Source organism: Xylanibacter rodentium (assembly GCF_013166575.1).
GTDB lineage: Bacteria > Bacteroidota > Bacteroidia > Bacteroidales > Bacteroidaceae > Prevotella > Prevotella rodentium.
In genome coordinates this window covers 1-26,112 of sequence record NZ_JABKKE010000030.1, presented here as the reverse complement: position 1 = coordinate 26,112, position 26,112 = coordinate 1, and the positions used below count along the sequence as shown (strand labels likewise).

The 26,112-nt window shown below is 48.0% G+C and carries 19 protein-coding genes; 5 read left to right on the top strand and 14 right to left on the bottom strand.

Features of this window, described 5'->3' with window-relative positions; translation table 11 throughout:
* Window positions 1-345: 345 nt before the first annotated feature.
* The 13 genes from HPS55_RS12800 to HPS55_RS12740 all read right to left on the bottom strand — a co-directional run bounded on the left by HPS55_RS12800 (window position 346) and on the right by HPS55_RS12740 (window position 20,362).
* On the bottom strand, window positions 346-1,899 hold the full coding sequence (locus HPS55_RS12800; protein WP_172177691.1) for a hypothetical protein: 1,554 nt from the start codon (window positions 1,897-1,899) through the stop codon (window positions 346-348).
* Between the two features lie 24 nt (window positions 1,900-1,923).
* A complete protein-coding gene (locus HPS55_RS12795) occupies window positions 1,924-4,353 on the bottom strand; it encodes a C10 family peptidase (protein ID WP_172177693.1) in 2,430 nt (809 codons plus the stop codon).
* Window positions 4,354-4,380: 27 nt separating this feature from the next.
* The gene (locus tag HPS55_RS12790; RefSeq protein WP_172177695.1) at window positions 4,381-5,568 is read right to left on the bottom strand and encodes a fimbrillin family protein; all 1,188 of its coding nucleotides are present in this window, start codon (window positions 5,566-5,568) and stop codon (window positions 4,381-4,383) included.
* Window positions 5,569-5,652: 84 nt separating this feature from the next.
* The gene (locus HPS55_RS12785; RefSeq protein ID WP_172324989.1) at window positions 5,653-7,242 is read right to left on the bottom strand and encodes a tetratricopeptide repeat protein; all 1,590 of its coding nucleotides are present in this window, start codon (window positions 7,240-7,242) and stop codon (window positions 5,653-5,655) included.
* 59 nt (window positions 7,243-7,301) lie between these two features.
* Window positions 7,302-9,398 (bottom strand): hypothetical protein, encoded by a 2,097-nt coding sequence (locus HPS55_RS12780; protein WP_172177699.1) that lies wholly within the window; start codon window positions 9,396-9,398, stop codon window positions 7,302-7,304.
* 13 nt (window positions 9,399-9,411) lie between these two features.
* Window positions 9,412-11,859 (bottom strand): OmpA family protein, encoded by a 2,448-nt coding sequence (locus HPS55_RS12775; protein ID WP_172177701.1) that lies wholly within the window; start codon window positions 11,857-11,859, stop codon window positions 9,412-9,414.
* 393 nt (window positions 11,860-12,252) lie between these two features.
* Window positions 12,253-12,810, bottom strand: a complete 558-nt coding sequence (locus HPS55_RS12770; protein WP_172177703.1) for a DUF3575 domain-containing protein — start codon at window positions 12,808-12,810, stop codon at window positions 12,253-12,255.
* A gap of 123 nt (window positions 12,811-12,933) precedes the next feature.
* Complete coding sequence (locus tag HPS55_RS12765) at window positions 12,934-14,076, bottom strand: fimbrillin family protein (RefSeq protein ID WP_172177705.1); 1,143 nt, start codon at window positions 14,074-14,076, stop codon at window positions 12,934-12,936.
* A gap of 29 nt (window positions 14,077-14,105) precedes the next feature.
* The gene (locus HPS55_RS12760) at window positions 14,106-15,326 is read right to left on the bottom strand and encodes a fimbrillin family protein (RefSeq protein ID WP_172177707.1); all 1,221 of its coding nucleotides are present in this window, start codon (window positions 15,324-15,326) and stop codon (window positions 14,106-14,108) included.
* Window positions 15,327-15,398: 72 nt separating this feature from the next.
* Window positions 15,399-16,937: a fimbrillin family protein gene (locus tag HPS55_RS12755; RefSeq protein WP_172177709.1), complete on the bottom strand. Its 1,539-nt coding sequence runs from the start codon at window positions 16,935-16,937 to the stop codon at window positions 15,399-15,401.
* Window positions 16,938-17,009: 72 nt separating this feature from the next.
* Window positions 17,010-18,518 carry a hypothetical protein gene (locus HPS55_RS12750; RefSeq protein ID WP_172177711.1) on the bottom strand — a complete coding sequence of 503 codons (1,509 nt, stop codon included), beginning with the start codon at window positions 18,516-18,518 and terminating at the stop codon, window positions 17,010-17,012.
* Window positions 18,457-19,797 carry a DUF3575 domain-containing protein gene (locus HPS55_RS12745; RefSeq protein WP_172177713.1) on the bottom strand — a complete coding sequence of 447 codons (1,341 nt, stop codon included), beginning with the start codon at window positions 19,795-19,797 and terminating at the stop codon, window positions 18,457-18,459. The genes HPS55_RS12750 and HPS55_RS12745 overlap by 62 nt, the downstream gene beginning before the upstream one ends.
* A gap of 289 nt (window positions 19,798-20,086) precedes the next feature.
* On the bottom strand, window positions 20,087-20,362 hold the full coding sequence (locus tag HPS55_RS12740; RefSeq protein WP_172177715.1) for a hypothetical protein: 276 nt from the start codon (window positions 20,360-20,362) through the stop codon (window positions 20,087-20,089).
* 1,018 nt (window positions 20,363-21,380) lie between these two features.
* Here HPS55_RS12740 and tsaB point away from each other — a divergent pair.
* The 5 genes from tsaB (at window position 21,381) to HPS55_RS12715 (ending at window position 25,851) form a co-directional block, all read left to right on the top strand.
* On the top strand, window positions 21,381-22,073 hold the full coding sequence (tsaB, locus tag HPS55_RS12735; RefSeq protein WP_172177717.1) for a tRNA (adenosine(37)-N6)-threonylcarbamoyltransferase complex dimerization subunit type 1 TsaB: 693 nt from the start codon (window positions 21,381-21,383) through the stop codon (window positions 22,071-22,073).
* 17 nt (window positions 22,074-22,090) lie between these two features.
* The gene (locus HPS55_RS12730; RefSeq protein WP_172177719.1) at window positions 22,091-22,702 is read left to right on the top strand and encodes a DUF4290 domain-containing protein; all 612 of its coding nucleotides are present in this window, start codon (window positions 22,091-22,093) and stop codon (window positions 22,700-22,702) included.
* Between the two features lie 5 nt (window positions 22,703-22,707).
* The gene (gene murA / locus HPS55_RS12725; protein ID WP_172177721.1) at window positions 22,708-24,015 is read left to right on the top strand and encodes a UDP-N-acetylglucosamine 1-carboxyvinyltransferase; all 1,308 of its coding nucleotides are present in this window, start codon (window positions 22,708-22,710) and stop codon (window positions 24,013-24,015) included.
* Between the two features lie 5 nt (window positions 24,016-24,020).
* On the top strand, window positions 24,021-24,521 hold the full coding sequence (gene rimM, locus HPS55_RS12720; protein ID WP_172177723.1) for a ribosome maturation factor RimM: 501 nt from the start codon (window positions 24,021-24,023) through the stop codon (window positions 24,519-24,521).
* A 127-nt stretch (window positions 24,522-24,648) separates the two neighbouring features.
* Window positions 24,649-25,851, top strand: a complete 1,203-nt coding sequence (locus HPS55_RS12715; RefSeq protein ID WP_172177725.1) for a 1-deoxy-D-xylulose-5-phosphate reductoisomerase — start codon at window positions 24,649-24,651, stop codon at window positions 25,849-25,851.
* Window positions 25,852-25,868: 17 nt separating this feature from the next.
* Here the strand turns inward: HPS55_RS12715 and HPS55_RS14105 are convergent.
* Window positions 25,869-26,112, bottom strand: a 244-nt coding sequence (locus HPS55_RS14105; RefSeq protein ID WP_216655540.1) for a hypothetical protein, incomplete at its 5' end; no start/stop codon positions are given.

The following is a 26,112-nucleotide window of genomic DNA, read 5'->3' as shown; positions in this document are numbered from 1 at the left end:
TGTCACGAGACCTTCAAGAACACCGAAGTTGGCCTTGTCGCGAAGAATGCGCTTGGCGGCCCAGTCGAAACGGATGTATTGGTTGTTGTTGCACATAGACATTATATTTTGTTGATTGATGTGAGGCAAATTAAAAACAATAGCCAATAATTGTCAAGGACAAAGATAATGTTTTTTTCTTTATCGCGTATGCTTTGAGGAAAGTTTTTCAATGCCTCAACGGAAAAATATATAATTCAGTTGATAACCGGGAACTGAAGACGGATGATTGTGGTTTGCCCGACTAAGAACAAAGCAAATCACAATCATCCGTCTTCTATTCCCGGTTATCAATCAATACAAATCCTACTTCACCACGACCTTCCTGCCATTGACCACATATACACCGGCCGGCAAATCCTTGACGTCGGTCGACACACGCCTGCCGTCAACGGAATATACAAGTCCCGCAGCAGCACCGGCATCTGTATCAATGTTCTCAATACCAGTAGGCGTTGCTCCGGCAATGCGGATACGGCTGAAGGCAACAGTCTGTGCCGACACCGGCAGTTCAAGATAACAGCGGAAAGGTCCCAACTTGCAATTGTTGCCAATCTTTACGAATTCGCCCGTCTCTGCATCGTAACCATAGCGCCACACCTTGTCGGTGGAACTTATTTCGGTATATTCATAATTGCCGTGCATTGATATGTCACCCGCACGGACAACATTAAGAGTGTCAGTGGGATAGAGCCGTACATTCTCAACTCCGATCCCAAAAACATTTTTAGCCTCAGAACCGGAAGGACGAACAAGATAAGGCGTATTGGCCTCAAATTTTTCAACCTCGGCATACGTTATGGTTCCCTGTCCGGCATCGTAACTGTCGAGACGTGCCACCTCTACCCCCGACGCCTTGATTCCGGCAAGCTGCTCATCGGACAACGATACGGGCAACATAACAGTGCTCCACTGACCGCCGGGAAAATCGCGAATGAAAGAGAAGAACGAAATGTCGGCACGACTGCCACCTATTGCATAGGCATCATAAGGGAAGTCGAACGACAATCCCTCGTCATCAAGAACCACACCTTCACTATGCCAGAAAAGACCGCCTGTCACGTCATTTTCAAGATATAGCTTGTTTGCTACATTATTCGAGAAGTCATCCTGAGACACCGTGTATATCAGCGCATTGGGATTCTTGGGCTCAAGCATGAAATCCCCGACCGAATACCCGCCGATATTAAGCATGTTGACAGACACCACACGGTCGTTTGTCTTCAAGTCATTGTTTATAAACCCGAGGTCGGTATATATGCCGTCAGAAGTGTCGTAGCCCCCTAACGCAAACAGAACGACATTGTTGCCCATAGAATCGTAACAGGTGAGAAACGGATCATTGATGATACCGTCCGGATATATCGAATTCACCTTATCATCCACTATGTAGGTAAGCACCTGGTTTGTAAGGTTTACCATGGCTGGAGTGTCACCGGCTTCCGTCCCGCCGATTTTGTTCATGGCAAGGAACAGCACCGCACCGCTATCACCGCTGAACACTGTATTGTCAGACGAATATACCACCACGCGCAGCGTGCCGTTGGGACGCATGGCCATCGTTATGCTATGAGTCGGGAGAGTCCCGCCGCCAAGTCCGCCGGGCTTCAGCGCCCTGCCGGTGAAAGCATAAAGGAAACCGTTGGTCTGATCGTTGACAAACTCAAATGTCCCGGGTTTTGCCACGTCACACTGGAAAGCGTTGACCGGCACACCGTCGTTCTCTATACCTATGTCGATACCCCAATATCCGTATGTCTCGTTGTAATATATCTCGGACACCGTCATTGTGGCTCCGGCCATGGCGCGGCATACGCCAAACACAGCCAGCATACAGAATATCAATATATGTCTTTTCATCTTCGTAATATTTTAGGTTCATGATTATTGGTTTGCTATGCGCCTCGCCAGTTCCACGACGTCGGCCACCGTTATACGGCCGTCACCGTTAAGGTCGGCTTTATCCGTCTGCACATGGGTTGCGTCACCATCGGCAATGTACTTGGACAGCGTGACAAGGTCGGTAACGTCCAGACGGCCGTCACCGTTGATATCACCGTCAACATCCGTCACGCCACCGGCAACGTCCAAACCAAACCAAACAAAATAATCATTCACATCTGATGTTGTTGAAATATAAACACGGTTTGCGCCTGCCTCGTCGGGAACAAAAGAGAAATCGACATCCACCGTCTTGCCGGCGGCGATTGACACATTGTCGTAAGACATGCCACGCCATACCTTGCCTTCCTCTTGGATCATTCTTTCAGAAGCATGGAACAGATGAAGCGGACCGCTATAATCGTCACCGTTGTTCTGTATCGTAACGTAGAAGCGGAACTCTTCGCCGACGATAGGGTCGTTATACATCGCTGCCGAAACGGCTTGAAGATTTACCACAGGCTCGCCGCCGTCAAACGTCAGCATGCACTCACCGATAACCTCGGTATTGAAATCAACCTCACCATCGTTATTTTTGTCAACCACCACATATATGTGATGATTCTTATATACATCAGGTGTAATATGTATTTCGGTCTCGACTTCTCCATCTTGAGGAATAGCAACACCTGTACGGCTAAACAGACTGCATTCGTCCTCACCCTCTATTCTCTTGAAAAAATACAGAGTACCGTTAAACTCGTCACCATTGTTTTTAACCGTGGTTTTTATCACTTGTGCATTTCCTACTGATGGATTAGACGGAACAATAAAATCTGTAGCTTCTATATTTACCATGGGATGCAACTCCAATTTCTGTATTCCATTCTTGTCTGCAACAAGTAATGCATAGAAACGTTCGGCATCATGGTCATACAACCACTCCTCCGTTCCGGAAATGCGGCTTACGGGATATATCTTGTATGTACCCCTCCATCCGGTCATATCATAGTGAATATCAGACCATCCATAATTATTTTGCAACTCAGCACCTTCAACTAACAGACTTTGAAATTCGGCTCCTGTCGTCATATTCTTAATCACAAGGGCAACATCAAACACATTTGTCTTACCTGTAGCATTGTAAATATCAAATATTACGTTTGTATTGTCAACACGAAGAAACGAAGTCATCATTTTGTCGAAATTATTCGGTCCCACAGGATTGGGAGATCCGGGAGGCTGCACACCGATAATAGCTCCCTGCCCCATGCTATAACCATCAGGCGTTGAACTGGCGCCTATGCCTTCCGTACTGTGGGGATTGAGCACAGACACGGCAAAATAACCATCACAAGAACCTCCCCATCCCCAGTTGACGTGATAAAGTTCTCCGTCGTAACCGTCAATCACAAAAGCATGTCCACCACCTGTTGACTGGCCGTCATAGAACAGAGGCCGATTATTTAGAAGTTCGTTACACAACAAAGCATTCCACTCTGATATTGTATAATTGCTTCTGTCTGCACGGTAAATGTTTTCATCGTAACCGAATTTCTTAAATGCCGGAACAGTACTGCTGGTATAAGCACCGGACTCAAATATAGTATAATTCATCTCCAGCGCGACGCCACAATAACGCATCAGATTGGCAACAGCCTGTTTGGATTCCGTTGTCATATACCGATAGTTTGTATAATCATCGGCCATATTATCCCAGTCGATTACCGAGCCGGCTGGAACTCCCTGAACCTCTATTCCATAAGTTCTTGTAACATACGACGGCATGTCAGTAGATATTACATCGGGATATTTGTGATAATTCACCACCTGCGCCATAGCAGTAGCCGCACATCCCGTATATGTATGATAATAGGAACCATTATACTCCTGCAAAGGACAATTGTCCCAATACGGAGCGTCCTGATTCCATGTAGACGTGAGCAGTGGCTTGATGACACGCTTCGGTGCCATCGCAGGCATGCCCTGCAAGCGTCCGTCGGCCGACTTCACCATCTTTGCGGGAACAGCCGAAGATGAAGGATACTCATATTTGGCCGTCACACCGAGTGAGTCGAGATTGTCTATCAGATCGGCATAGCCCTGAAGCCATGCACGCATATTATCGGGGATGCTGTCGGGATTAAAACTGCCCGAGAGCGAATAGCCCAATACCGGCATGGTACGGTCATCACCGGAGACGATCACGAAACCCTTGTCGGCATTGAACACATAGTAGCACGACGCATCCGCATGGCCGGATTTTCTGCGCGGTGCACGGGTCGCCTCGGTCATCTGACGTGACATATCCATACCTTTGTCCTGCATGAAAGATTTCGCTTTCCGCAATGCTTCCGCACGGCTGACAGACTCGGCGTGGCCCGCAACGGTGCACACAAAGGCAAACATCAACAATAATAATCCTTTTCTCATCTTCTATATGATATAACAAATAAGCGTTTATTCTTTTTCAGGACTGCCAAGTATCACATCGTCCTTTCCCTCGTCGGGCAGGGTCTCGCCCGGAGTGTCATCGGAAACGGCGGGAATGGAAGTGCGGTAAATCTTCATCTTTCCGGAACGGAAGACGACACCGTCGTTCATGTCGGCCCGCACGATGGTAGTGTCGGCCAGACCGTCGGGGCGGCCTTTCAGCGTTATCTCGAACGTGGGGCGTGTGCCTTCGGCAAACGTCTGGGGCAACACTATGGCATTGCACGACAGGGTAACTTTCTCACCGTTACCGCGCGAACCGAGTCCGGCCATGCGGGCCATCACCACGTCGCCACGCGTGCGGAACGCCATGGTGTCGGCCTCAGCCGTAGGAGCTGCCGAACCGAGGAACGCAGCCCCCGTGCCCTGCTGCAACGAGCGGGCCGAAGCGGGCAACAAGATGGTGTCTGCCAAGGCAACATCGTTCATTGTAACGATAATACTGTCGGAACGCAACTCCGGACGATTGGTGATTGTCATATATAGCTGAAGGCTCGACATGGCATGTCTGAAACCGATCCCTACAGGCTCGCCGTCGGCCCCACGGAACGGATTGCCTTGTTCCGGTATGCCCACAAGGATATCGCTGTTGAACAGCGCATGGTCGGTATGCTGATCGGCAACGGCGGCAACGGGCACACCACCGACAAGGTCGTCGTAAGTGAGGATATCGTCATAAGGGGCATACGCCACAATAGCCACACGGTCGGACGTGTGAAGAGGATATATAAAGTCTGGCCCGCCGTCGGCACGTCGTATGCTGCCGTCGGCATCTATATACGCCCGTATATTCTCGTAACCATAGTGCTCGCCGTCAACGTATGCCGCCGCCACCATTTCAGCCAGCCCGGCATTGCCACTCTCCTTAAGTCTCTTTACGGTGGCACGTATGCCGTACGTTTCACCGGCATCGGGCGTATGCACTGCGTCGGCACTGTCGAGATAGTTCTGGAACGTGGCGCCCTGCATCATGAACAGTCCTATCTCGGTTCCCTCGGCAAAGGTTCCGTTCTGAAAGTCAAGATTAGTACTGCGGGTGGCCGGAGCCACCGTTATGCCTGCACCGGCAGAGAGCCGCAGACGCGCGACCTCTGTCACCACGTCTGCATCGCCCTCATAAGTGCTGTCGCTACAAGCGCTAATCACAAGCGCCATCGCGGATATTGTTAAGTATGATTTAATATTATATGGTTTCATTATATATTGTTGTATTCTTGATGTATTTTTATGGAAAGAGGGTTAAAGACCGAGTTTTTTACGTATAATTTTATTCTCATACAAACGCAGATACATAGCATTATCCGGATTAATTTGAGCTATCATCCTCCAATATTTTCCACTTAATTTATACTGGTCATTTTGAAAATAATCATAGCCAAGACGTGCTACAACTGTTTCAAGCATAATTTTATCACGTTGACCAGCATCTTCAGCAAATGGGAACGGAATAAGTTCCATCACCTTTTCCGCATAAGGCACGTAAAGCCATTCTTTATTCTCCGGATCCAACTTGTAACGTGCATAATTGAAAGCATTAAAATAGCCTAATGCTGCATTTTGAGGTGAGACTTCTGCAAGTTCTATATAAGTCTCTATATATTTTTTATACATATTACGCTGCTCCTCACCCATTGATATTTCAGCCTGACTTTCATAAAATCTTGCCAACTGCTGAAGTTCCGGAGCATCAAGTTTACCTTGTTCACGTCTGTGCTCGATAAATTTCTTCTGCTCTTCGATTGCCTTATCCGTATATCCGGACGCATCATAAGCCTTTGCAATGGCCTGCCAAGCTGTATTTTTCTGCCTTTCCTCTCTAAACTTAGCGTTTTCAAAGGCATCATCCGATTTGTAGTTCTTGCGTACAATCTCATAATCCAGACATTTGCGATATTGATCAATGGCTGCATTATAGTTCTTAAGTCCCTCGTATGCCTTGGCGTACGACATGAAGTCATCAAGACTTATTTCCGCACTGTCTGACTTGTTGAAAAGGACATCGGCTGCGGCAATAGCCTGATCATATTTTTGTATAGCCACACTATTCTGCATCATCAACCGATTGAGCTTCGCATCGGTAGGATATTTGGTGAGAGCCAACGTAAGCAGAGAGTCTGAACGTTTATAAGCGCCAAGCTGTCCTGCCTTACCGGCAGCCTGCAACAATGTAACATAACCGGCAATCTGATTGGATGTCATATGAGCCATATCTGCCTTGGCATATGCTTCGATAGCCTTGTTGGCATAATCAAGTCCTTCCGCAGCTCCATACAAGTTTCCTATTTCAACATATACATTATAATTAGGATCGTGTTGAAGAATCTCCTCCAACTTCTTCGCAGCGCCGTCATAGTCATGCTGCTTTGCCAAGGCCTTGGAATAAGCCTGATATCCCAACGGACTCTTCGGATTCATTGCAATAGCCTTGTCAAACCATCCGTATGCAGCAAGTGTATCCTCTTGGGTTTTCGCCCAACCTGACAATATGCTGCCTTTTTCCACATATGCCGGCACAAATTTAGGATCGACAGCCAATGCTCTTTCTATATATATAAAGGCATTGGTTGTATCATTGGCCTGAAAATCAAATGCATGTGCTATATTGGTGAGCACTTCGGGATTCTTCTTGAACTGCGGATATATTTCAGTCTCTATGAAGTTTGCACCTCCCAGTCCCTGATGTTTACGTATCACCTGTTTTACAGCCTCGACAGTTGCTTCAGGGTCGAGGTTCTTCATGCTTCTCTGCTGCTTTTTCTGCGCAGTAGCGGGCACGGCCATTGTCCACACGAAAAGTGCGAGCAGGGCATATATCGTCGACTTTCTCATATTGCTCATGTACTTTGTTTTCTGTATATATTATAGTTATGAATCTCTGCTTAAACGCATCAGAACTTGTACTGTACACCCACGTTGAGTGTCTCTATATGGCGCAGTTTGGTGAAGTTGACACCGTCTATTCCGAAATTGCGCAAAGCATATATTGTAGGCGAGAAGAACGCGTCGATACGCGGAGTGATATGGGCATTGAGTTTCAGACCGGCATTGAATCCGAATTTTGTCGCCGTCTTGGCCTCATTGTTCAGCCGGCACTCATGCCCCTCCTGCAGACGCTCATTCGAATCGAGAGTTGCCGTCTCGCCAAAGAGCATGTTGCATGTGGGGCCCACATACGCCTCAAGTTCGAAACGTCGTCCCGGACGATAGCCGTTGCACAGATTCGTGAGATTGACCATATAGTTGAACGATACGAATCCGAAATAGTAACGGTGATTCCACAATCCGGTACGGTTCACCGGGGCATACCCCGACTCGGGACTGTCCATACGGTAGTCGGTGAACGAACTGAGCGAGGCACGTGATATCGACAGATATTCGAAAGCCACACGGGCCGAATGTATGCGGTTGAAATGATACTCGGCGAAAGCCATACCGTTGAACGGCATTCCGGCCGAACCGCTATAGCCGTCGCGTGTCTGCGTTATGTTTGTACCGCCACCAAGTCCGACCACAATGTGGCGCATCTCACTGTCGTCCGCTGTATTGGCACGACGATATTTCATGCCCGTTGTCGACACTGTCAATCCCATATTCAGCGAATATGTGTTGTCGGAGAAACATTTGTTCCATGCGGCATTGGAGTATGGCACCTTATATACATAATTGGTGTACCTCGGCTCCACGAACACCTGCAGACCGTCCGACAGGCGTGCCCACAAGTGGGCGCCTACGGTATAAGCTTGAGTGTTGCAGCTGAGGTGCCGTCCCGGCTGATATTTCATAATACGCCCCATCTCGGCTCCTGCAAGCAGATAGAATCCCAACGGGCTGTCCCAATTGTAGTTGGCCGAGAAACCAAGCGGATTGAACAGGGCCTCACCGCGCATGCCCACGTAACAGCTACGGAAGTCACGTTCGTACGGCGGCTGATACGGTGACAGCTTTTCCGGTGTGACCTCCTTCTGCCATGTCACTGTCGACGATGTTCCAGTAAAGCGGAGACCGATGGCCGACGAGAGCCATTTGCCCACAGATATGGAGAAGTTATGTCCCATGGTTTCGGTAAGACCGAGTGTCGGTGAATCGGTGAAATCGATGCCGTTGGAAAACTCGAAGAACCAAGGCTGCCGCCATGAGTCGAGTGCAGTGCTGTCGGCCACAAGCTCGTTACTCTCGGCACGGTTCTTTATAAAGTGCTGCCGCGACTCGGGAGAAAGATTGTTGTGCAGATAGTATATGAAGTTTACGTTGGCACCGTAGAACATGTCTATCTTCCTCCAGTTGCGGCTTTCGCTCAGGTCGCGCTTGTCAGTGGCAAGTCCGTAATAAGGCTCGATGTTGATGTAGCCCTGCGGACCGGTGAAGAAGCGGAACTGCAACCCCATATGCACATCAAACGAGGTGCCCGAACGGCCCAGACGGCCATACTTGGCATATTGTGCTCCCACACCGAGAACAGTGGAGATATCAAGCAAACGCGATGGTTTGAAACCGTCGAAATAAGATGTCAGACTGAAGAGGTGATCGGCCGTTACTCCCATCCTGTAATACAGCCTGTCCTTGTCCTGCTGATAGCCGAAAGCCCCGTTGAGCAACACGCGGGCAGAATGCAGCTTGCTGAACTGCTTGCCAACACCAAGATGAGCCACGGTAAGAGCATTGAACTTATATCCGGCACCCGGCGGCACCATCTGCTCCACACCGGCACCGGCCTCTACAAACAGGTGGTCGTCCCACCGCTTGGTGAATGTCTCGCCATCGGCGAGATAACGGCGCTCGAGGAGATAATCCATGGCATTGGTTCCTTTAGCAATATTCTTTCCGTTTTTTATTGTATCGGCACCCAAAGCTGACTCGTCCTCAGGAATAGAGTCCGAAACCACAACGTTTTTATTGGCCGGAATATCAATGGCATTACCGGTTCTTCCATATACAACGGCCGTCAATGCCTGACATATAATCAATATATAAAACTTTGTCCTCATTGCGTTTCGTTTCCTATTCTTTGTTATCTACAGTAGTTGTTTCATCTGTCGATGTATTCTCTTTATCAGACGGTGCTGTTTCTGCATCAGTTTTTTCATTGCCGCCATCAACAGTAGCCTCGTCTGAAGCCTTTTTTTCCTCACCATCAGTCTGACCTGATTCCAACTCGTCTTTGCGCCTGTCATCACGAATCTGCAACAACTTGAATATTTCATCATATGCAGCGAAATCTTTCTTCAGATACTTAGAATTCTTTCGCATCTCTTCGGTGATGTGTCCCTCATTATAATATAGTCCCTTAAAACTCGGCTGCAGCTTGAAACTCTGATGGAAATAAGCCAGATAATGCTTTACACCTTGTGTATTCACAGGCTCTTGCTGTACATCGTCCTTATGTTCCTCTAAATATATATTCTTTTTCTTTTCATATTCCTCAAAAGCAGACATACCTTTTTTCATAATCAGAGCCTGCTCCTCTTCTGATGAAAGCAGATGGAATCCGTCACTCTCTTCTTCGGAATAATACGAACTTAGTTCATCCGTACCGGCTGCTGTTGGTTTCTCCGCCCAAAGAATTCCTTTAAGATACCATTTTTTTGGATTACTATTGTCAAGACGATTTATCAAATCATCCGTATCCTCAAATGAGTTTCTCCACTCAGGAATCTCCGTATGCAGAATGGCCTTGTTTTCATAACTCGAGTTCTCTACAAACTCGCGGGCTTGCTTAAACTCCGGTCTATTCTCATCAATACCGAAATAGTTTTTAAGATTGATGAATTTCTCCAACTTGTCCAAACCGGCAGGAACATTTTTACCAGTTTTTATCCATGCTACAAATTCCATTGCTCTCTTAAATTTCTGCAAATTATAGAAACTCATAGCCTGAGTAACAAGCAAATCACTACGGTTCATCTTTATTATAGAACCGTCCCTGTTAACAGCCCAATCAACCTTATTATAAGTAGTATCTGTCTCGAACTGATCTATAAAAGGAGCCAAAATGGTTGTATCCGGTGTTCCGACACGCATCATCATACGTGCCATACGATTATATACATAAGGTGCAATCTTCTCACCATATATATCCGGACGCGTCTGTAAATACTTATATGCCATCACTGTAATAGTATCAAGCTCCAAACTGTCTTCAATTGTGGCATACAGGTTATAATAGTCACCACTTGAAAATTTCTTATCTCCTGAAAGAAAAGCCTTCTTATCTCTATAATAAACTTCCACAGCTTCATCGGCATCCATAACGTGCTCTTTGATATAGGAATACTCACATTTCATCACACGCATGTTCTCCAAAATATTCGTTATCTCGGTCTCATAGAAATCGAGCTGTTTCACAGCACTGTAGAGAGCCGTCTTATTACTGCCATTGGCGGCAATAAGGTCACGCAAGACTTGTGCTTGCGCTGTCAAGCGCTTCTTTTCCAACTCATCGGCCACCTCATCCCATGTATATATCTTTGTCGTTATATGTGGAGTTGCCCTGCGCGACAAGAAAGGAGCAATTAGGGAACGTGCCTTTTGGGCGCGCTTCTGTGCCAGTTCTGAGTTGATTCTGTCACCACCATCGGGCGAGGCTGCACCGATAATGGTTGGGGTCAGCAGATCATCACCATACGACCTCAATTCCTGCACAAGCTTGTCGCGCTCTATATCATTGATGGAGTCTTCCGTAAGAATATCTTTTCCTGTGACAAACCTCAACCGGAGGTCTTTCTTCACGTTCTCAGTAACTTGGTCCGCGACTTCCTGAAACTCCTCTGTCAGCGGCATTTCTGGAATAGCTACAGAAAAATCCAAAAACTTGAACGGACGTATCCTAAGACACGAGCCACCAAAAGCATCCTTATGATATACACGGTGATAGTCTTCTATTGCATACGTGCAAGGACCCTTGTACGACTTATGTATATCCGGTTTGGAATAAATAATAGTCGTGTCAACAAAGAAATAATCACCGACAGCCGGCTGTTCTATCGTCGATCTGAATCCATAAGCTAATTTATCATTTTTAAAGAAATCAAAATCCATACGCTTATCCTGCAAAGCGTGATAGTTACCTCCTTCATACACGATAGGCTCACAATAAGAGACAGTATCTTCCGTTGCGCAATCCACGGCATAAGTCTGTATCACAAGCCTCGAAGCGTCCTTTATAAGTTTTTTGTCTATAGGAATATGTATTTTGAATTGCTCCATACCATTGTCCGTCTCCACAATCGTCGTGCGTGGTATAGGTTTCTTAGTTCCTTTGGCAATCACATTGGTCAACTCTTTTATTTTAAATACAACTTCATAATCCGTCTGACCTGCTTTTATAACAACCTTTTCTACAAGTAAATCCTCTTCCGCAACCACAACAATAGCCATACCAGGAGTAAGACCTCTTCTTGTAAAACGTCCATTTGATTTTGAACGACTTACTATTTTCTTTTCTTTCAAAATCTTTTGCATGGAGGTTATTGCAGCAAAATCATCTGATGATTTATTACTCACACGTTTTATTGCCGCCACAACATCATTTGCTGCGTCTTCCGTTGCATATATTCTATACAAGACTGATTTGTATGACTCCTTATTATTATATTCATTTATGAACTTAGCCCGAATATTTGCATCTACAGTTTCCTGCGCCCGTGTCTCGTTCACTCCGAAACATAGGCTAAACAGCATCATTAGTATGCATATGACATTGTATCTCGCTTTCATATCTATAATATCTGTTGTATATATCTTGTATTTAAAAGAATGTTCTCTTTTGGTGTTCCCTGCCGCAGTCTTGTCAGATGCCATTATCGGTACGCACATCAACAACGCGGTTGTGTGGGAAAAATTTTATTTCAGTATGTATGTCACTGACACGCCGATGCGTGTGGGCAGGAGAGTGTATCCCTCGGCGTTTGTGCGCTGCACTCCTCCTACGGAATAGTCGAGGTCGTAGTTGTCTTTCTCGAAGTATTCCTTGTGCTTGTAGTATATTGCCCCGAATCCTGCATGACAGTCGATGTTGAGGCGGTGGGTGATGGGAAAGACATATCCGAAAGTGATGCCCAGACCGAGAGCGCTTCCATTGTATACCTTGCCTTTCCATGTTATGTCGTACGAAGCTCCCACGCCGCCTATTCCTACGAACTGCCGGTACATGGGTCGTCCTGAGAAATAATACCTGTATTCAGGCTGCACAGCTACCATCTTCATGTCCTTGCCCCACGGCTTGTAGTTGCCCAGCACGTTGACACCCAACGATGTGCGTTCGCCCGTGACAAGCTCGAAGCCTATGCTCGGCGTCATCATCACGTCCATGAGCGCGTCGGTGTTCACGGCGAGCATCTGCGCATTAATGTTGCGGCACCCCAGCAGCGCCACGAAGACTATCAAGAGTAGCTTTTTCATCTTATTGTCTTTAAGCGACGGGAAATGCGGGAAAGGCATGTCGTGTCTCCCCACGCATTCCCATCGTCATGTTTTATTCTTTTTTTGTTTAAAAAGTGTCTTTGTCGGATTTTTATCCCCCGTTTAGAGTGTCACATCCTGTATCGTACCGTCGGTGTCGAGGTCCCAAGGCTTGAGCGTTGCATTGAGCGTGATGAGCTTCGGACCGTTGATGGTCATCTTCACATTGTAAGACTTTCCTGCCTCATACTTCGAACTCTGCAACTCGATAGGATGCTCCGAGATGAACTCGTTGCCCTCCTTGTCTTTCAGTACGATCTCCACGTAATAGTGCTGATCATCCTTCTGCTCGTCGGGCACGGGCAGCAATATGCCCTGTCCTATCCTTGTCTCCTCCATCTGCACCCAGTGGTCTTCGCCGAAAGGTGCGTCGTCAGCGTCAAGCAGGTCGAAGTCGGCCAGATTATTGTCCCAGTCGAACGTCACCTTACCCTCGGCTGTGGCATCGTTGCGGTCGGCAATCACAAGGTTCAGCTGCGTTGGCACATCCTTAACCTTGATGCTCTTAACGCCCATAGTGAGCGCAGCGTCATACTCGCCCTTGGCGTCCGGACCCGGCACGATACTGAATGTCATGCGCATCAGCTTGTGCTCGAACTCGATACCCGGGGTCTCGTCGGCATGCTCCGGATTGCGGAAATATTTAGCGGAGTAGGCATCGTCATGGTTGTTGTTGGTGCGGCCCCATATCACGTCCTGTGTACCGTTGATCTGTATGGTCGCCTCTATACGCGATTCCGATTTGTAGATTGTTTCCACACGGGGATAGTAGCCGTAGAAACGGTATGTATACCAGTTGGCCACCGGATAGAAACACTTCTTGCCGTCCACCCAGTTGAGCTCGGTGGCGGTAGTGTCGGCGTTGAACTCGGCGTTGGTCTCGATATTGTCCATCCACACGGAGAAATCCAGCTCGTCGTAACCGTTCCACACGATGGGACGCTCTGCGGGGTTCACACCCTGCACGCCCTTGGCCAGACAGAAGATGCCCAGCCCGTCGGCCTCGAAAAGTCCGTCAGCAGTCGACTCCACGCTCGAACGTGTGCCGCCGGCGCTCGATGCCAGTCGTATCTCAACATTGCTGTTGCCGGCATTTATGTCTGCGTCGGGCTGGCCCTGCAACGACGACAGCACGTCGTCGTTGCTCGAGCAACCCGCCATCAGCGAGGCGGCTGCAAAGCCAAGTATCCACAAGTTTTTCTTCATAAATGAATTCTGAATTGGTGGAAATTTATTTAAATGTTATCATCCTCGGGGAAGAGGTTTACATCCTCACCCTGCTCCCAAGCCTTCAACTCGGTAGTGATCTTGATTTCGCTCAAGCCGAAGATTGTGATATTCACATTATATGAGCTGCCCTTTACAAATGAAGCAGCACCCTTTTGAGGAGCGATTGTAGTAACATAGTTATACTCTTTCTCTTCAGTTGTGCCGTCCTCGTTTACCTGAACGTTCTGGCTCAATACGATAGTCATCTCATATTTCTCGGCCGGAGCAACGAGCAAAGCCTCACCTACACGAGTCTTCACAGCTGTATCTGCTTCAACATCCCAAGTTGGCTGTACAGGAACAAGGTCTACAAGCTGCTTGAAAGCCATGTCGCCTTCTGCACGCTGCTTCAAGACGAAAGAAGCCGTATCGGCAGCCTCACTGTTCTTCAAGATAAGCTGTTCCATTTCCTCGCCGGTATAAGCAACAACCAGCTTACCTGTATGCAGAGACTTGACCTGTATGCTCTTAACGTTTACGGCAGAAGCCGAGCCTGCGCATGCATCAGAGTTGCCACCAAGTACATTGAACTGAAGACGAGAAAGCAAGTGCTTGAACTCCATTGATGGCTGTACTTCCTTACGGGCAGCGAAAGCCGAATAATAACGTGTCTCGTTTCCTGCTCCGAGTTTTTCCACTTCTGTTGCTGTGGGAACAGCCTTTGCCACCATTACATCCTGCGAACCGTCGAGTTTTATATCAACATAAAGATAGTTTCCCTCTTTCTGCGGCTCTGATACAACAGCCGGCTCACCTACTCCGTATTCATCAACGTGGTATGCCCAGAAGTCATAATTACCCTGTGTAGGATAGTATTTCAACTGACCGTCAACACGACTTGCCACAGCAGAATTTACACCATCGGGAGTAATCATAGGTGTATTATAGAACAGATCCTCCGAAGGCAGTTCGTTACCGTTGATATCCTTCAAAGTAAACTTGGCCTCATCAAGTGTATTCTGATTGAGCATGAACACGTTTACAGTCTGGTTCTTCCATACATTCTCCTCTTCTGTAACTCCACCGACAGTACCGGCACCACGGGTGATTACAGAATTGGTGAGTCCCAGCTGAATAGGAACGAGATCTCCGTTGTTTACATTGGCGTCAGTGCTGATAGCATCTTCAGACGAGCAACTGCTGAGCATACCTGCTACGGCAAGTGCAAAAAATAATGATTTTCTCATGTTTTTTTAATTTGTTAATTAATAATTAATGTGATTTTATACTTTAAGTTTCATACTTATTTTCTTTCCGGCTTATTCGGCCCGCAAGTTATCCTCATCATTCGGGTCGTCGGGGTTGTTGTCGTACTTCGGGTCATCGGGATCCACTATTATAGGGTCTTTCTCTTCATGCCAACCTTCTATCGAAGCACTCATCTTGATAGGTTGCAGACCGTACACCACTATATATATATTATATTTGTATCCTTTTTTAAAGACCTTTTCACCCGACTCGTCCGCTGTCGGAGCTTCGATTGTATACGTGGCTACCAGTTTCTGCGGCTCAGTATCGTTACCCGCTGCATCTTTCTTCATCTGCTTGAAATGCAGTCTGATATAATAGGAACCTTGCGAAGGCAACATGATGGAGCCGCCTATTTCAGTAGCTTCTCTTTCAGAATAGATTTCCGGAGCCTTGTTATTGTTTTCATCATAGGGCCATTTCATCGGAACAGGCGCCAAAGCCTCACACTTGTTTCCATCTACAGACTTCTCTTTCAGATAAAAAGAACCTTCTGCGCCCATATCAGGCTTGAATCCTATATTTTTCTTATCCCTGGCCGCAACCGTAAGAGTTCCTCTTGTCGGAGCCACTACTTCTATTCCGGTTATGACAATGTCCTTGCACCTCTCATCTCCAGGATAAGCGACAAAATTAAGTTGTGCAAGCTGGTGCTTCATATCGACGATAGGATAGACCCCACGGTGGGCGGCAAACGTGCTGTATCCTCCACCACCTTGGTTTATGATTACGTCACGCTCCTCTTTAGTAATATTGATGTCATACCGTTTGTCTTCTCCTACTCCGAACATATCCGCTCTTAAATCCGGTGCGCTTCCGCACATGATGTCCTGCGTGCCGTCTATGGTAATGTCGTAAGCCACAGACTCGGGGGTCCGGCTCACGTTATGAATATCAACCGAATGTTTTTCAAGATTAAGACTGTCTATATAATATGCGAAGAAATTATATCCTACATTCTGATATTTTGAACTGTAGTATAGTGTTTGCGTTTCTTTCGTCTCTTCATCAATGAAATTTCCACTTCCGATCGTGCTACCTTTATCCTGATCATCTTTTTTGTACAACAAGTCAAAAGACCCCGCCATGTCACTGGTAAGTCTGGCCGGCATGCCATAGTTAAAGTCAGGCCCGTCTACAAGACAGTTCAAGGCAAATTCGTCTTGCGGCCTATCTTCGGAAAGTCGCGTATAGGTAAGGTCCGGCTCTGTCGTCAGATCATTGTCCTTGTCGTTCGCATATTTTTCTTTTCTGAACGCATAAATATAAAATCTGGCCTTTGTATATTTTTCTGTAAGGATACTTTCTTCATCAAACGGTCCCGTACCCTTTCCCGGTTCGGTATCACCCCCACGTGTTGCAGAGACAGAAAAGAAGTTCTGCTTGTTGACAAAGACCATAACGGGAGTCTTGTCGTAGGTCTCGTTGTTGGTTATCTTATCACCATTATAATCATAAGTCAGTCCCGGATATGAGTCCGAACACGACGAAAGTGCGGCCAATGCCACGAGCGCAATCGATGTAGCTATACGCAGTCTATTTTTCATCATCGGTTTGTTGTTATATATTTTTCGATGTCGTTTTCTTGTTTTTATATTCCCGTTGTCGTCTTCAGCATGCAATCAGATGTCCACGATTATCTTGCTGCCGGTATAGTCTTTCCATACGTCCAAACCACCGTTGTTGTCATTGTTCTTTATAACGTTGCCTCCACTGACGACAATGTTCGCCACAATGTCGAGCACTCCGCTGTCGCCGTTGCGCAGGGCATATCTGCCGTCCTCGGTGACTTTTATCAGCTTGGCACGTTTCAAGGTGTTGTACAGATTTATCTTTCCCTGCAGTTTCTTCACTTTCCGCTCCCCCGTTCCGGGATCCGTTCCGTGTGTCATTATCATCACCTGCATTATTCCGGGGCCTGTATACATGGTCGACGTGCTGTTCTCTACTATCGTAGGCACATCTATATTGGCGTGTACCCTCACTACCTTGTTATCTTCGGTGTCCTCCTCAAGCGGGGTGCCGTCTTTCTTAAGCAGTTCCGTCTCGAACATTACCTTTCGTGTCTTCTCTATGGCGATGTATCCGTTCAACAGGTTTACCTTGTATGGTATGCCAGCCATCTCACACACCACATAATCTATTGCGAAAGTGGAGTCGATATCTGTCTTCGGATCACACGGAAACTCTTTCTTTATAGTGAAATAGATATCAATATTCTGCGTCACGGGCATTGGCTTGAACTTTACCTCCTGCCTGCCTTTTACTATGTCGCGTGCCGGAATGGTATCGAAGAACACCGGCTTGATGTTTGTCTGCACATAAGGGGCATAGCTGTTGTAGTCCTGCCAGTCTTTGAGCAGATGTCCCAGCTTGTCATCGGTCTTGTCGTAAGGTCTGTATTCCACGAAGATGTCCTGCATCTTTTTGTCGGTGGTCGGCTCGACCATATAGTCCACCACGCTCTTGTAGTCGAAAGAGGCTGTGTCCATATTGAACGCCACGAACTTGTATGAGCCCACGGCGACGGGGAACTCTCCCATTATACCGCCGACACGCTTGATGGCGTCGTATTTGTTGGCAGAACCGGTGGGGTCCGAGGTCTCGCCGGCACGGGTGACGGCTTCTGCCGGTGGGGTATTGGGAGAAGGAGGATCCTGATTCCCATCATCCGGTGTGGGGTCGGGATTCTCTTCACCTGGAGTGGGATTTTCCTCTTCCGGAGTGGGGTCGGGAGTTGTAGCTATAGGGTCGTACTTCGGAGGATTGAATACGAAATACCCGGTGTTGCCTTTTCCCGGGATGCCGCTTCCCACTACCATTGCCGTCTTGTGGAAATTTACGACACGAGTGGCGATGATATACATCGAGTCGGGAAGGGCACTTTTGGTGTTGCCGTCGTTGGCTGTATAGGCATATTTGTCGACATATCCACCCCAATCGAAAGTATAATTCAGCCTTCCCTCGTGAGGATGTACGGAAGAGTCGCAAAGGTCAGCGTCTACAGAGCAGGCCGTAAACGCGGATACCGACATGACGAGCGATGCCGTCAGCAGATGTTTCATGATGTTATGCTTCATCACCGGCCTCCTTTCCTTCTTCTTCTTTGTCTGCAGCGTTGGTATTTTCATTTTCTGTCTGTTCTTGAGATGGGCTATCGGGCTCTTCCTGACTGGTGGGAGAAGTGGGCTCTGTGGGAGCAGATTTCTGCTCTGTGGGAGTTGTGGGAGTTGTGGAGTCAGACTCCGTCTCTTCTTCGACCGAGCCACCGTCACCGGGGGCTGACTCCGTGGCAATGCTGTCGACGGGTGTCTGCGGCTCTACGGCTACGCTGTCGTTGCCTGCCTTGATACTGTCCTTGGCTGCGGTCTTGGCCTGCTTTTCGGCGGCCTTGGCGTCTGCCTTGGCCTTACGCTCACGCTCTTTTGCCTCGGCCTGCTTCTGCTTGTCGAGTGCGTCCTGCTTCATCTTGACAGCATTCAGAGAGTCGCTCTCGTGCTTCTTTATTGTGTATACCGAGTCGTAAACATGCCAGAAGGTATTACGTGCATCGTTTGTCAGGCTGTCAATAAGTTTGTTGTCGCGCCGGACGTTATCAAGAGAGTCGGCAATAGCCTGTTGCAACTCCCTGTACACCTCGTCAACATCGTAACGCCAATGATACTTCTTGGCAAGAGGATACTTACCTATTCTATATACAAAGCCTACGCGCAGGTCGCTCACTGTCGGCGGCAGCACCACCTTCGGGTCTCCGGTCTTGGTGACAGGATAACAATTGCTCTCGCGGTCGTGACGGTATTCATCGTAACGTGCATAGGAAATACCGGCACTGATGCCAAGCTCGAGGTCAAGACTGCTTCCGTTGTTGAACACGTAGAGCGGCTTCGTCATACCATAGGTGAAACCGAATGTGTAGGCCTGTCCCTGGTATCCTTTTTGAGTAAGTTTGATTGAAAAATCGTTGTACGAAACGTATGCTCCGCGATACCACACAACCCCGGGACGCTTCACCGTTGTGCGACGGCATGAGAACAGGCGGTCTATCTTGCCCGTATGGGCGGGATACTGTTCGCCGACTTGTCTTGTGCGCCAATAATTGCGGAACTCTGCGCGCACTCCACGGATATTGTAAACAAGGCCGGGCTTGAAAGTGTGGCTGGTCTGCCAGTTTCCTCGAAAGTTGAGTCCTACAGTCCAACGGTTCCAATTCTCTTTCCGGATATCGAACTCTACGCCGATATTCGGAACGAGCATTGTCCAGTCTACCATATTCGTGCGAAACGTCAGCCTCTCTTTCAAGGAAAGTGTATCGACATGGGACTTGTTTGTCACCTCTTGCGCCGATGCCGTAACGGACATCAGACAAAGGCAGCACAGGTACAACAAACCCTTCAATTTTACAAATTTCATTTCACTTTTATATTATAATAAAATAAGCAAAAACCAGGATATTTCCGAATTGGTAAATCTATCGTCTATCTCCTATATTTAATACTTACCATTTTTAATTTCATTTCGGCTGCAAAATTAATAAATATTAGTTATTAAAAGTTTATATATATGTTAAAAATTGGTAATATAACAGTAAAACGTTGTTTATGACATAACTCGGGTTATGACAGAAAGCAGAATTCTTTAGATAGAAATAACATAAGTTTATCTACAAAATCAGTTTGATAAGTTAGTCAACAGAATTAAACTACATTATCGTACGGACATCGAATGAACGCGACATGTTTGGGCAGAATGCGTCCTGCATGAACACACCATAGATGAACACACCATAGATGAACGCACCATAAATGGTAACAGGGGCGTCCTGAAAGGACAACGAGCACATAGCCCGGGGCAGAGCGTAGCGGCACCCCGGGCTATGTGCTCGTTGCCCCGTTGGGGCGCATCCATCCAAAGCGCGTTCATCTATGGTGTATTCATCTATGGTGTGTTCATCTATGGACGCGTTCTGCCCAAACATGTCGCGTTCATCTATGGTGCGTTCTGCCCAAACATGTCGCGTTCATCCGATGTCCGTACGATAATGTAGTTTAATTCTGTTGACTAACTTATTTTCAGAGTTTTTAATGCTACCGACAAAGGTTTTCCGGTCAATCAAGAGCCATGGATTATGACAATTTGAAGACCAAATTATTGTATGTCAGATTGTACTGAAAACAACTGTTTTCTTTTCGGCCTTAAACCGACAACACCACTAAAACATAAGTACCGGCTATCATACTTGTATTTCCATTTTTCTTTACTTTAACATATGTTAAGCAACATCCGGACCGCCATTTTCGAACGACACCCCGAAAAACACGATTTTCCGCTCAAAAGGGAAGTGCTGACAGTCAGCACTTTACAAAAGAGCGGCTTTGTCAAGAAAGCAGAGAGACTCTTATCACCTTGCAATAACGCCCTTATTGCATTGCGACTACGGCCTTGTTGCAATGCGAAACGGCCCTCGCGGGAGTGCCGGGAGGCCCTTACGGCAAATTTTCCATGCAAAAAACGTGTGTCAAGAAAGCAGAGAGGGCCTCACGGCTTTTCTAATTTGAGAAAAAAGAAAAGTTAAAATTTCAGAATTAACATGACAATAATACAGAATATAATGTGTATCGGGATGCAAATACCAATACATGTCAAGATGTACCAAAATTAGAAAAGAAGAAACCGCATATTATGAATACATCAAGTATGGCATAAGAAAGGATACGTCATGTGTGGATATAAGAAAGGATACGTCATGAAAAGACAACAAGCACACAGCCATCATGTTGATCCACATTACGATTCGTAGGATGTGTGCGCCTTTATGACAAAAACAAATACTTGACTTTATGTCGGAAAACGATCTTTCATGTCCGTGAAACCGTTAATTTCTTATAAAAGGTATCATATTGACAGAAAAAATCCGTATTTTTGCATTTTATTGGTATTGAAACAAATATTCATAATATATACACACATTAAGAAATATACATAATAAGGAGATTATGGCTTGCATATTACACATTGAAACAAGCACCAACGTCTGTTCCGTGGCATTAAGCCAAGATGGAGAATGTATATTCAACAGAGAAGACCATGAGGGGCCCAACCACGCAGTGATATTGGGTGTGTTTGTCGACGAAGCCCTATCTTTTGCCGATGACCGTCATGTTGTATTGGACGCTGTAGCGGTGAGTTGCGGTCCCGGGTCGTATACCGGACTGCGCATCGGCGTATCGATGGCCAAGGGCGTATGCTACGGGCGCGGCTTAAAACTGCTGGCCGTGCCGACACCAGAACTGATGTGCGTGCCGGTGCTGCTGGGACATGACGAACTGGAAGAAGATGCCCTGTTGTGCCCCATGCTCGATGCACGCCGCATGGAAGTTTATGCCACGGTGTACGACAGGGCCCTGCGTCCGGTAAGGAAAACCAGCGCCGATATCGTCGACAAGAATACTTACCGCGAACTCCTCGACACCCATCCTGTGTATTTCTTCGGTAATGGAGCCGCCAAATGCATGGAAACAATCGACCATCCCAACGCCCGTCTGATAGAAGATGTCAAACCATTGGCACGATGGATGCAGCCGCTGGCAGAAAAGCGAATGGCAGAAGAAAAGTTTGAGGATGTGGCATATTTTGTACCGTTTTACCTAAAAGACTTTGTAGGAAAAGCTTCCAAGGAGTTTTTTTAAAGGGAATTAATATCATTATGGAAATAACAGGATTGGACTACAACACCCAACGCGAGCCGCTGATGATGCCGGAGTATGGGCGTGAAATACAAAAGATGGTGGACTACGCCGTAGCATTGCCTACAAGAGAAGAGAGACAGAGTTGCGCCGAGAGCATAGTGAGAATGATGGGAACGAAAGTTACCCAACAACATGAAAACTCTGACTTCGAACATACTCTGTGGGACCACCTGTACCTCATGAGCCACAAGAAGCTCGACATAGAATGGCCATACGACATGTCGGAAGCTGAGAAAATACTGGCAAAACCGGAGCCGATGAAACTGCCGGGAAAAGGCGACAGGGTGCAACTGCGCCACTACGGCCATCTGATGGAAGAGATATTCAGACGGCTGAAAGAGATGCCCGAGGGTGAGGAACGCGACGAACTGACACGCATAGCCGCCAACCAGATGAAACGCGACCTTGCCACATGGGGCCACGGTTCGATGGACGACGAGAGAGTGGCCTCGGACCTTGCCAATTACACGGACGGAAAAATCCAGCTCGACCTGAGTACATTCCGCTTTGAAAGACCGGTAATCCAAAGTGAAACGGGCGACATGCAGAGAAAGAAGAAAAGAAAATAGGTACGATGTCGGCATTCATAATAGAAGGAGGGCACCCGCTGAGCGGAACAATCACGCCTCAGGGGGCAAAGAACGAGGCGTTGCAGGTGATCTGCGCGTCACTGCTGACTGACGAGGATGTGCGCATAAGCAACATCCCCGATATTCTTGATGTGAACAACCTGATATTGCTGCTCAAGGACATCGGCGTAAAAGTGGAGCGACCTGCACAGGGAGAATATGTCCTGCGCGCTGACGACATAAACCTGAACTATCTCGAAAGCGACGATTTCGTGAGAAAATGCGCTTCGCTGCGCGGCTCGGTACTGATGATAGGTCCGCTGCTGGCCCGTTTCGGCAAGGCAGTAATAACAAAACCGGGCGGTGACAAGATCGGACGGCGACGGCTTGACACCCACTTTCTGGGGTTCAAATACCTTGGAGCCGAATTCCACCATATCGCCGGACGCGATGTCTACGAGATAGGCGCCAAAAGACTGAGGGGCTGCTACATGCTGCTCGACGAAGCGTCGGTCACGGGCACGGCCAACATTATCATGGCAGCCGTAATGGCCGAAGGCACCACAACAATATACAACGCGGCATGTGAACCGTACATACAGCAACTGTGCCATCTGCTCAACCGTATGGGAGCGCAGATAAGCGGCATAGGGTCGAACCTGATTACCATAGTCGGCGTGAAAAGCCTGCACGGTGCCGCACACCGCATACTACCCGACATGATCGAGGTGGGATCGTTTATCGGCATGGCAGCCATGGCGGGCCACGGTATAAGGGTGAAAGACGTGTCGGTGGCAAACCTCGGCATCATTCCCGATGCCTTCCGACGTCTCGGCGTAAAAATAGACGTAGCCGGCGACGACATCATCATACCACGCCAGGACCACTACCAGATAGACTCGTTCATCGACGGAACGATAATGACATTGGCCGACGCACCGTGGCCGGGGCTGACACCCGACCTGCTTTCTGTGCTCATCGTTGTGGCCACACAGGCACGGGGCAGCGTGCTCTTCCATCAGAAGATGTTCGAAAGCCGGCTGTTTTTCGTGGACAAACTGATAGACATGGGTGCACAGATAATATTGTGCGACCCGCACAGAGCCGTGGTTGTGGGACACGACCGCAAGATACGCCTGAAAGCAGGACGTATGGCCAGCCCGGACATCCGTGCGGGTATTGCACTGCTGATAGCGGCCATGAGTGCGCAGGGTACGAGCCGCATCGAGAACATCGAACAGATAGACCGCGGATATGAAGACATAGAAAGCCGTCTCGGTATGCTCGGAGCAAGAATAAAACGGGAAAACTGAAACCTATGATAAGAGAAGAAGACGTCTACAGGATTGGCAGACTGGGCAAGCCCCATGGTGTGAAAGGAGAAGTGTCGTTCCACTTTGCCGACGATATTTTCGACCGCGCCGACTGTGACTATCTCGTGCTGCGGATGGACGGCATCATGGTGCCGTTCTTTATCGAGGAATACCGCTTCCGCAGCGGTGAGACCGCACTTGTCAAGTTCTGCGACATCGACAATCAGGAAAGAGCGGCCGAACTGACGGGCTGCGAAGTGTTCTTCCCAAGAGAAATAGCCGAAAACGACAGCGAGGCTTCGTCATGGGCAGCCATTACGGGATATGAGATTGTGGATTCGCACAGCGGGCGGAACATCGGACGAATAGCGGGCGTAGACGACTCGACTGTCAACACGCTGTTCGAACTGGAGGACGGCCGGCTGATTCCTGCCGCCGACGAGTTGATTGTAAGCGTGGACACCAAAGGGAGAAAGATTGTGATGAATCTGCCGGAGGGACTGTAATGGCAAGGCCATGGCCCTGCAAGCGCATAAAAATGCCGGGGCCGAAACAAGTTTCGCTCTGCTCATCCGGCTTAACGAAAACATAGGATTTCTACATATATTAAAATATATACATTATATATAATACATGGAACAGCAACACGCATCCCCCCTTTCCGAAACAAGAGGGGACGAAAGAACCAAGAAGCAAATCGCCATACTCGGCTCCACCGGCTCTATAGGCACTCAGGCGCTACAGGTAATCGAGGAGCATTCGGACCTGTACGAGGTGTACTGTCTGACGGCCAACAACAGAGTGGAACTGCTGGCCGAACAGGCCCGACGGTTCAAGCCTGCGGCGGTGGTCATAGCCAATGAGATGCTATATGACAAACTGAGAACACTGCTGGCCGACGAACCGGACATAAAGGTGTATGCCGGTCCGGACGCTATAGACGAAATAGTGGAATCAGGACCTATAGACATGGTGCTCACGGCAATGGTGGGCTTCGCAGGGCTGTCGCCGACGATACATGCCATCAAGGCACGAAAGACCATCTGTCTGGCCAACAAAGAGACACTGGTGGTGGCGGGAGAGCTGATAAGGGAACTTGCAACACGATACCGCACACCGATACTGCCCGTAGACAGCGAGCATTCGGCCATATTCCAAAGCATAGCAGGCGAGGGCGACAACGAGATCGAGAAGATACTGCTGACAGCCTCTGGAGGCCCGTTCCGCAACATGACGACGGACCGGCTGGCCACAGTGACCAAAGCCGACGCGTTGCGCCACCCGACATGGGAGATGGGGGCCAAAATAACTATAGACAGCGCCACTATGATGAACAAGGGATTCGAGGTGATAGAGGCCAAATGGCTGTTCGGCGTAGATGCCCGGCAGATAGAGGTGCTGGTGCATCCGCAATCTATTGTGCATAGTGCGGTACAGTTTCGCGACGGAGCTGTGAAGGCCCAGTTGGGCGTGCCGGACATGCGTCTGCCCATACAGTATGCGTTCTCTTATCCTCAGCGCCTGCATCTGTCGTCGGAACGTCTCGACCTCTTTTCACAGCCGTTGGAGTTTTTCAAGCCTGACATGGAGAAGTTCCGCTGTCTGGCCTTGGCTTTCGAGGCCATTGACCGCGGGGGCAACATGCCATGCATAGTGAATGCGGCCAACGAGGTTGTCAACCGCGGATTCCTTGACGGCCGTTGCGGATTCATACAGATGAGCGAAATAATCGAGAAAACGATGGGAAGGACCACCTTTGACCCTGAACCGACATACGAAACATACGTAGCCACCGACATGGAGGCACGCCGCATAGCTGCGGAAATAATGGGGTAACATTGCCGGGGGTGCAATCAGGTGACATCGCATGGGATGTAATGAAAGTCATTGCTGCGGATGTAATGAGGAGGACAAGAATCATCATCATAAGTTCCGCCAATGAAACGAATACGACACAAAATGATATGAGTAAACGAAATGACGATGAAACGGATATGCAAAAAGCATGATTGAAAGGTCTGAACTGCTGATATATATGCGCCCTGCCCTGTATGAGCAAACGAAATGACGATGAAACGGATATGCAAAGAAAGCATG

Bases quoted from the DNA above. Each gene is read 5' to 3' on its own strand.
- HPS55_RS12800 (WP_172177691.1), bottom strand. From the start codon at position 1,899: ATGAAAAGACATATATTGATATTCTGTATGCTGGCTGTGTTTGGCGTA.
- HPS55_RS12795 (WP_172177693.1), bottom strand. From the start codon at position 4,353: ATGAGAAAAGGATTATTATTGTTGATGTTTGCCTTTGTGTGCACCGTT.
- HPS55_RS12790 (WP_172177695.1), bottom strand. From the start codon at position 5,568: ATGGCGCTTGTGATTAGCGCTTGTAGCGACAGCACTTATGAGGGCGAT.
- HPS55_RS12785 (WP_172324989.1), bottom strand. From the start codon at position 7,242: ATGAGAAAGTCGACGATATATGCCCTGCTCGCACTTTTCGTGTGGACA.
- HPS55_RS12780 (WP_172177699.1), bottom strand. From the start codon at position 9,398: ATGAGGACAAAGTTTTATATATTGATTATATGTCAGGCATTGACGGCC.
- HPS55_RS12770 (WP_172177703.1), bottom strand. From the start codon at position 12,810: ATGAAAAAGCTACTCTTGATAGTCTTCGTGGCGCTGCTGGGGTGCCGC.
- HPS55_RS12765 (WP_172177705.1), bottom strand. From the start codon at position 14,076: ATGAAGAAAAACTTGTGGATACTTGGCTTTGCAGCCGCCTCGCTGATG.
- HPS55_RS12760 (WP_172177707.1), bottom strand. From the start codon at position 15,326: ATGAGAAAATCATTATTTTTTGCACTTGCCGTAGCAGGTATGCTCAGC.
- HPS55_RS12755 (WP_172177709.1), bottom strand. From the start codon at position 16,937: ATGATGAAAAATAGACTGCGTATAGCTACATCGATTGCGCTCGTGGCA.
- HPS55_RS12750 (WP_172177711.1), bottom strand. From the start codon at position 18,518: ATGAAAATACCAACGCTGCAGACAAAGAAGAAGAAGGAAAGGAGGCCG.
- HPS55_RS12745 (WP_172177713.1), bottom strand. From the start codon at position 19,797: ATGAAATTTGTAAAATTGAAGGGTTTGTTGTACCTGTGCTGCCTTTGT.
- HPS55_RS12740 (WP_172177715.1), bottom strand. From the start codon at position 20,362: ATGTTTGGGCAGAACGCGTCCATAGATGAACACACCATAGATGAATAC.
- tsaB (WP_172177717.1), top strand. From the start codon at position 21,381: ATGGCTTGCATATTACACATTGAAACAAGCACCAACGTCTGTTCCGTG.
- HPS55_RS12730 (WP_172177719.1), top strand. From the start codon at position 22,091: ATGGAAATAACAGGATTGGACTACAACACCCAACGCGAGCCGCTGATG.
- murA (WP_172177721.1), top strand. From the start codon at position 22,708: ATGTCGGCATTCATAATAGAAGGAGGGCACCCGCTGAGCGGAACAATC.
- rimM (WP_172177723.1), top strand. From the start codon at position 24,021: ATGATAAGAGAAGAAGACGTCTACAGGATTGGCAGACTGGGCAAGCCC.
- HPS55_RS12715 (WP_172177725.1), top strand. From the start codon at position 24,649: ATGGAACAGCAACACGCATCCCCCCTTTCCGAAACAAGAGGGGACGAA.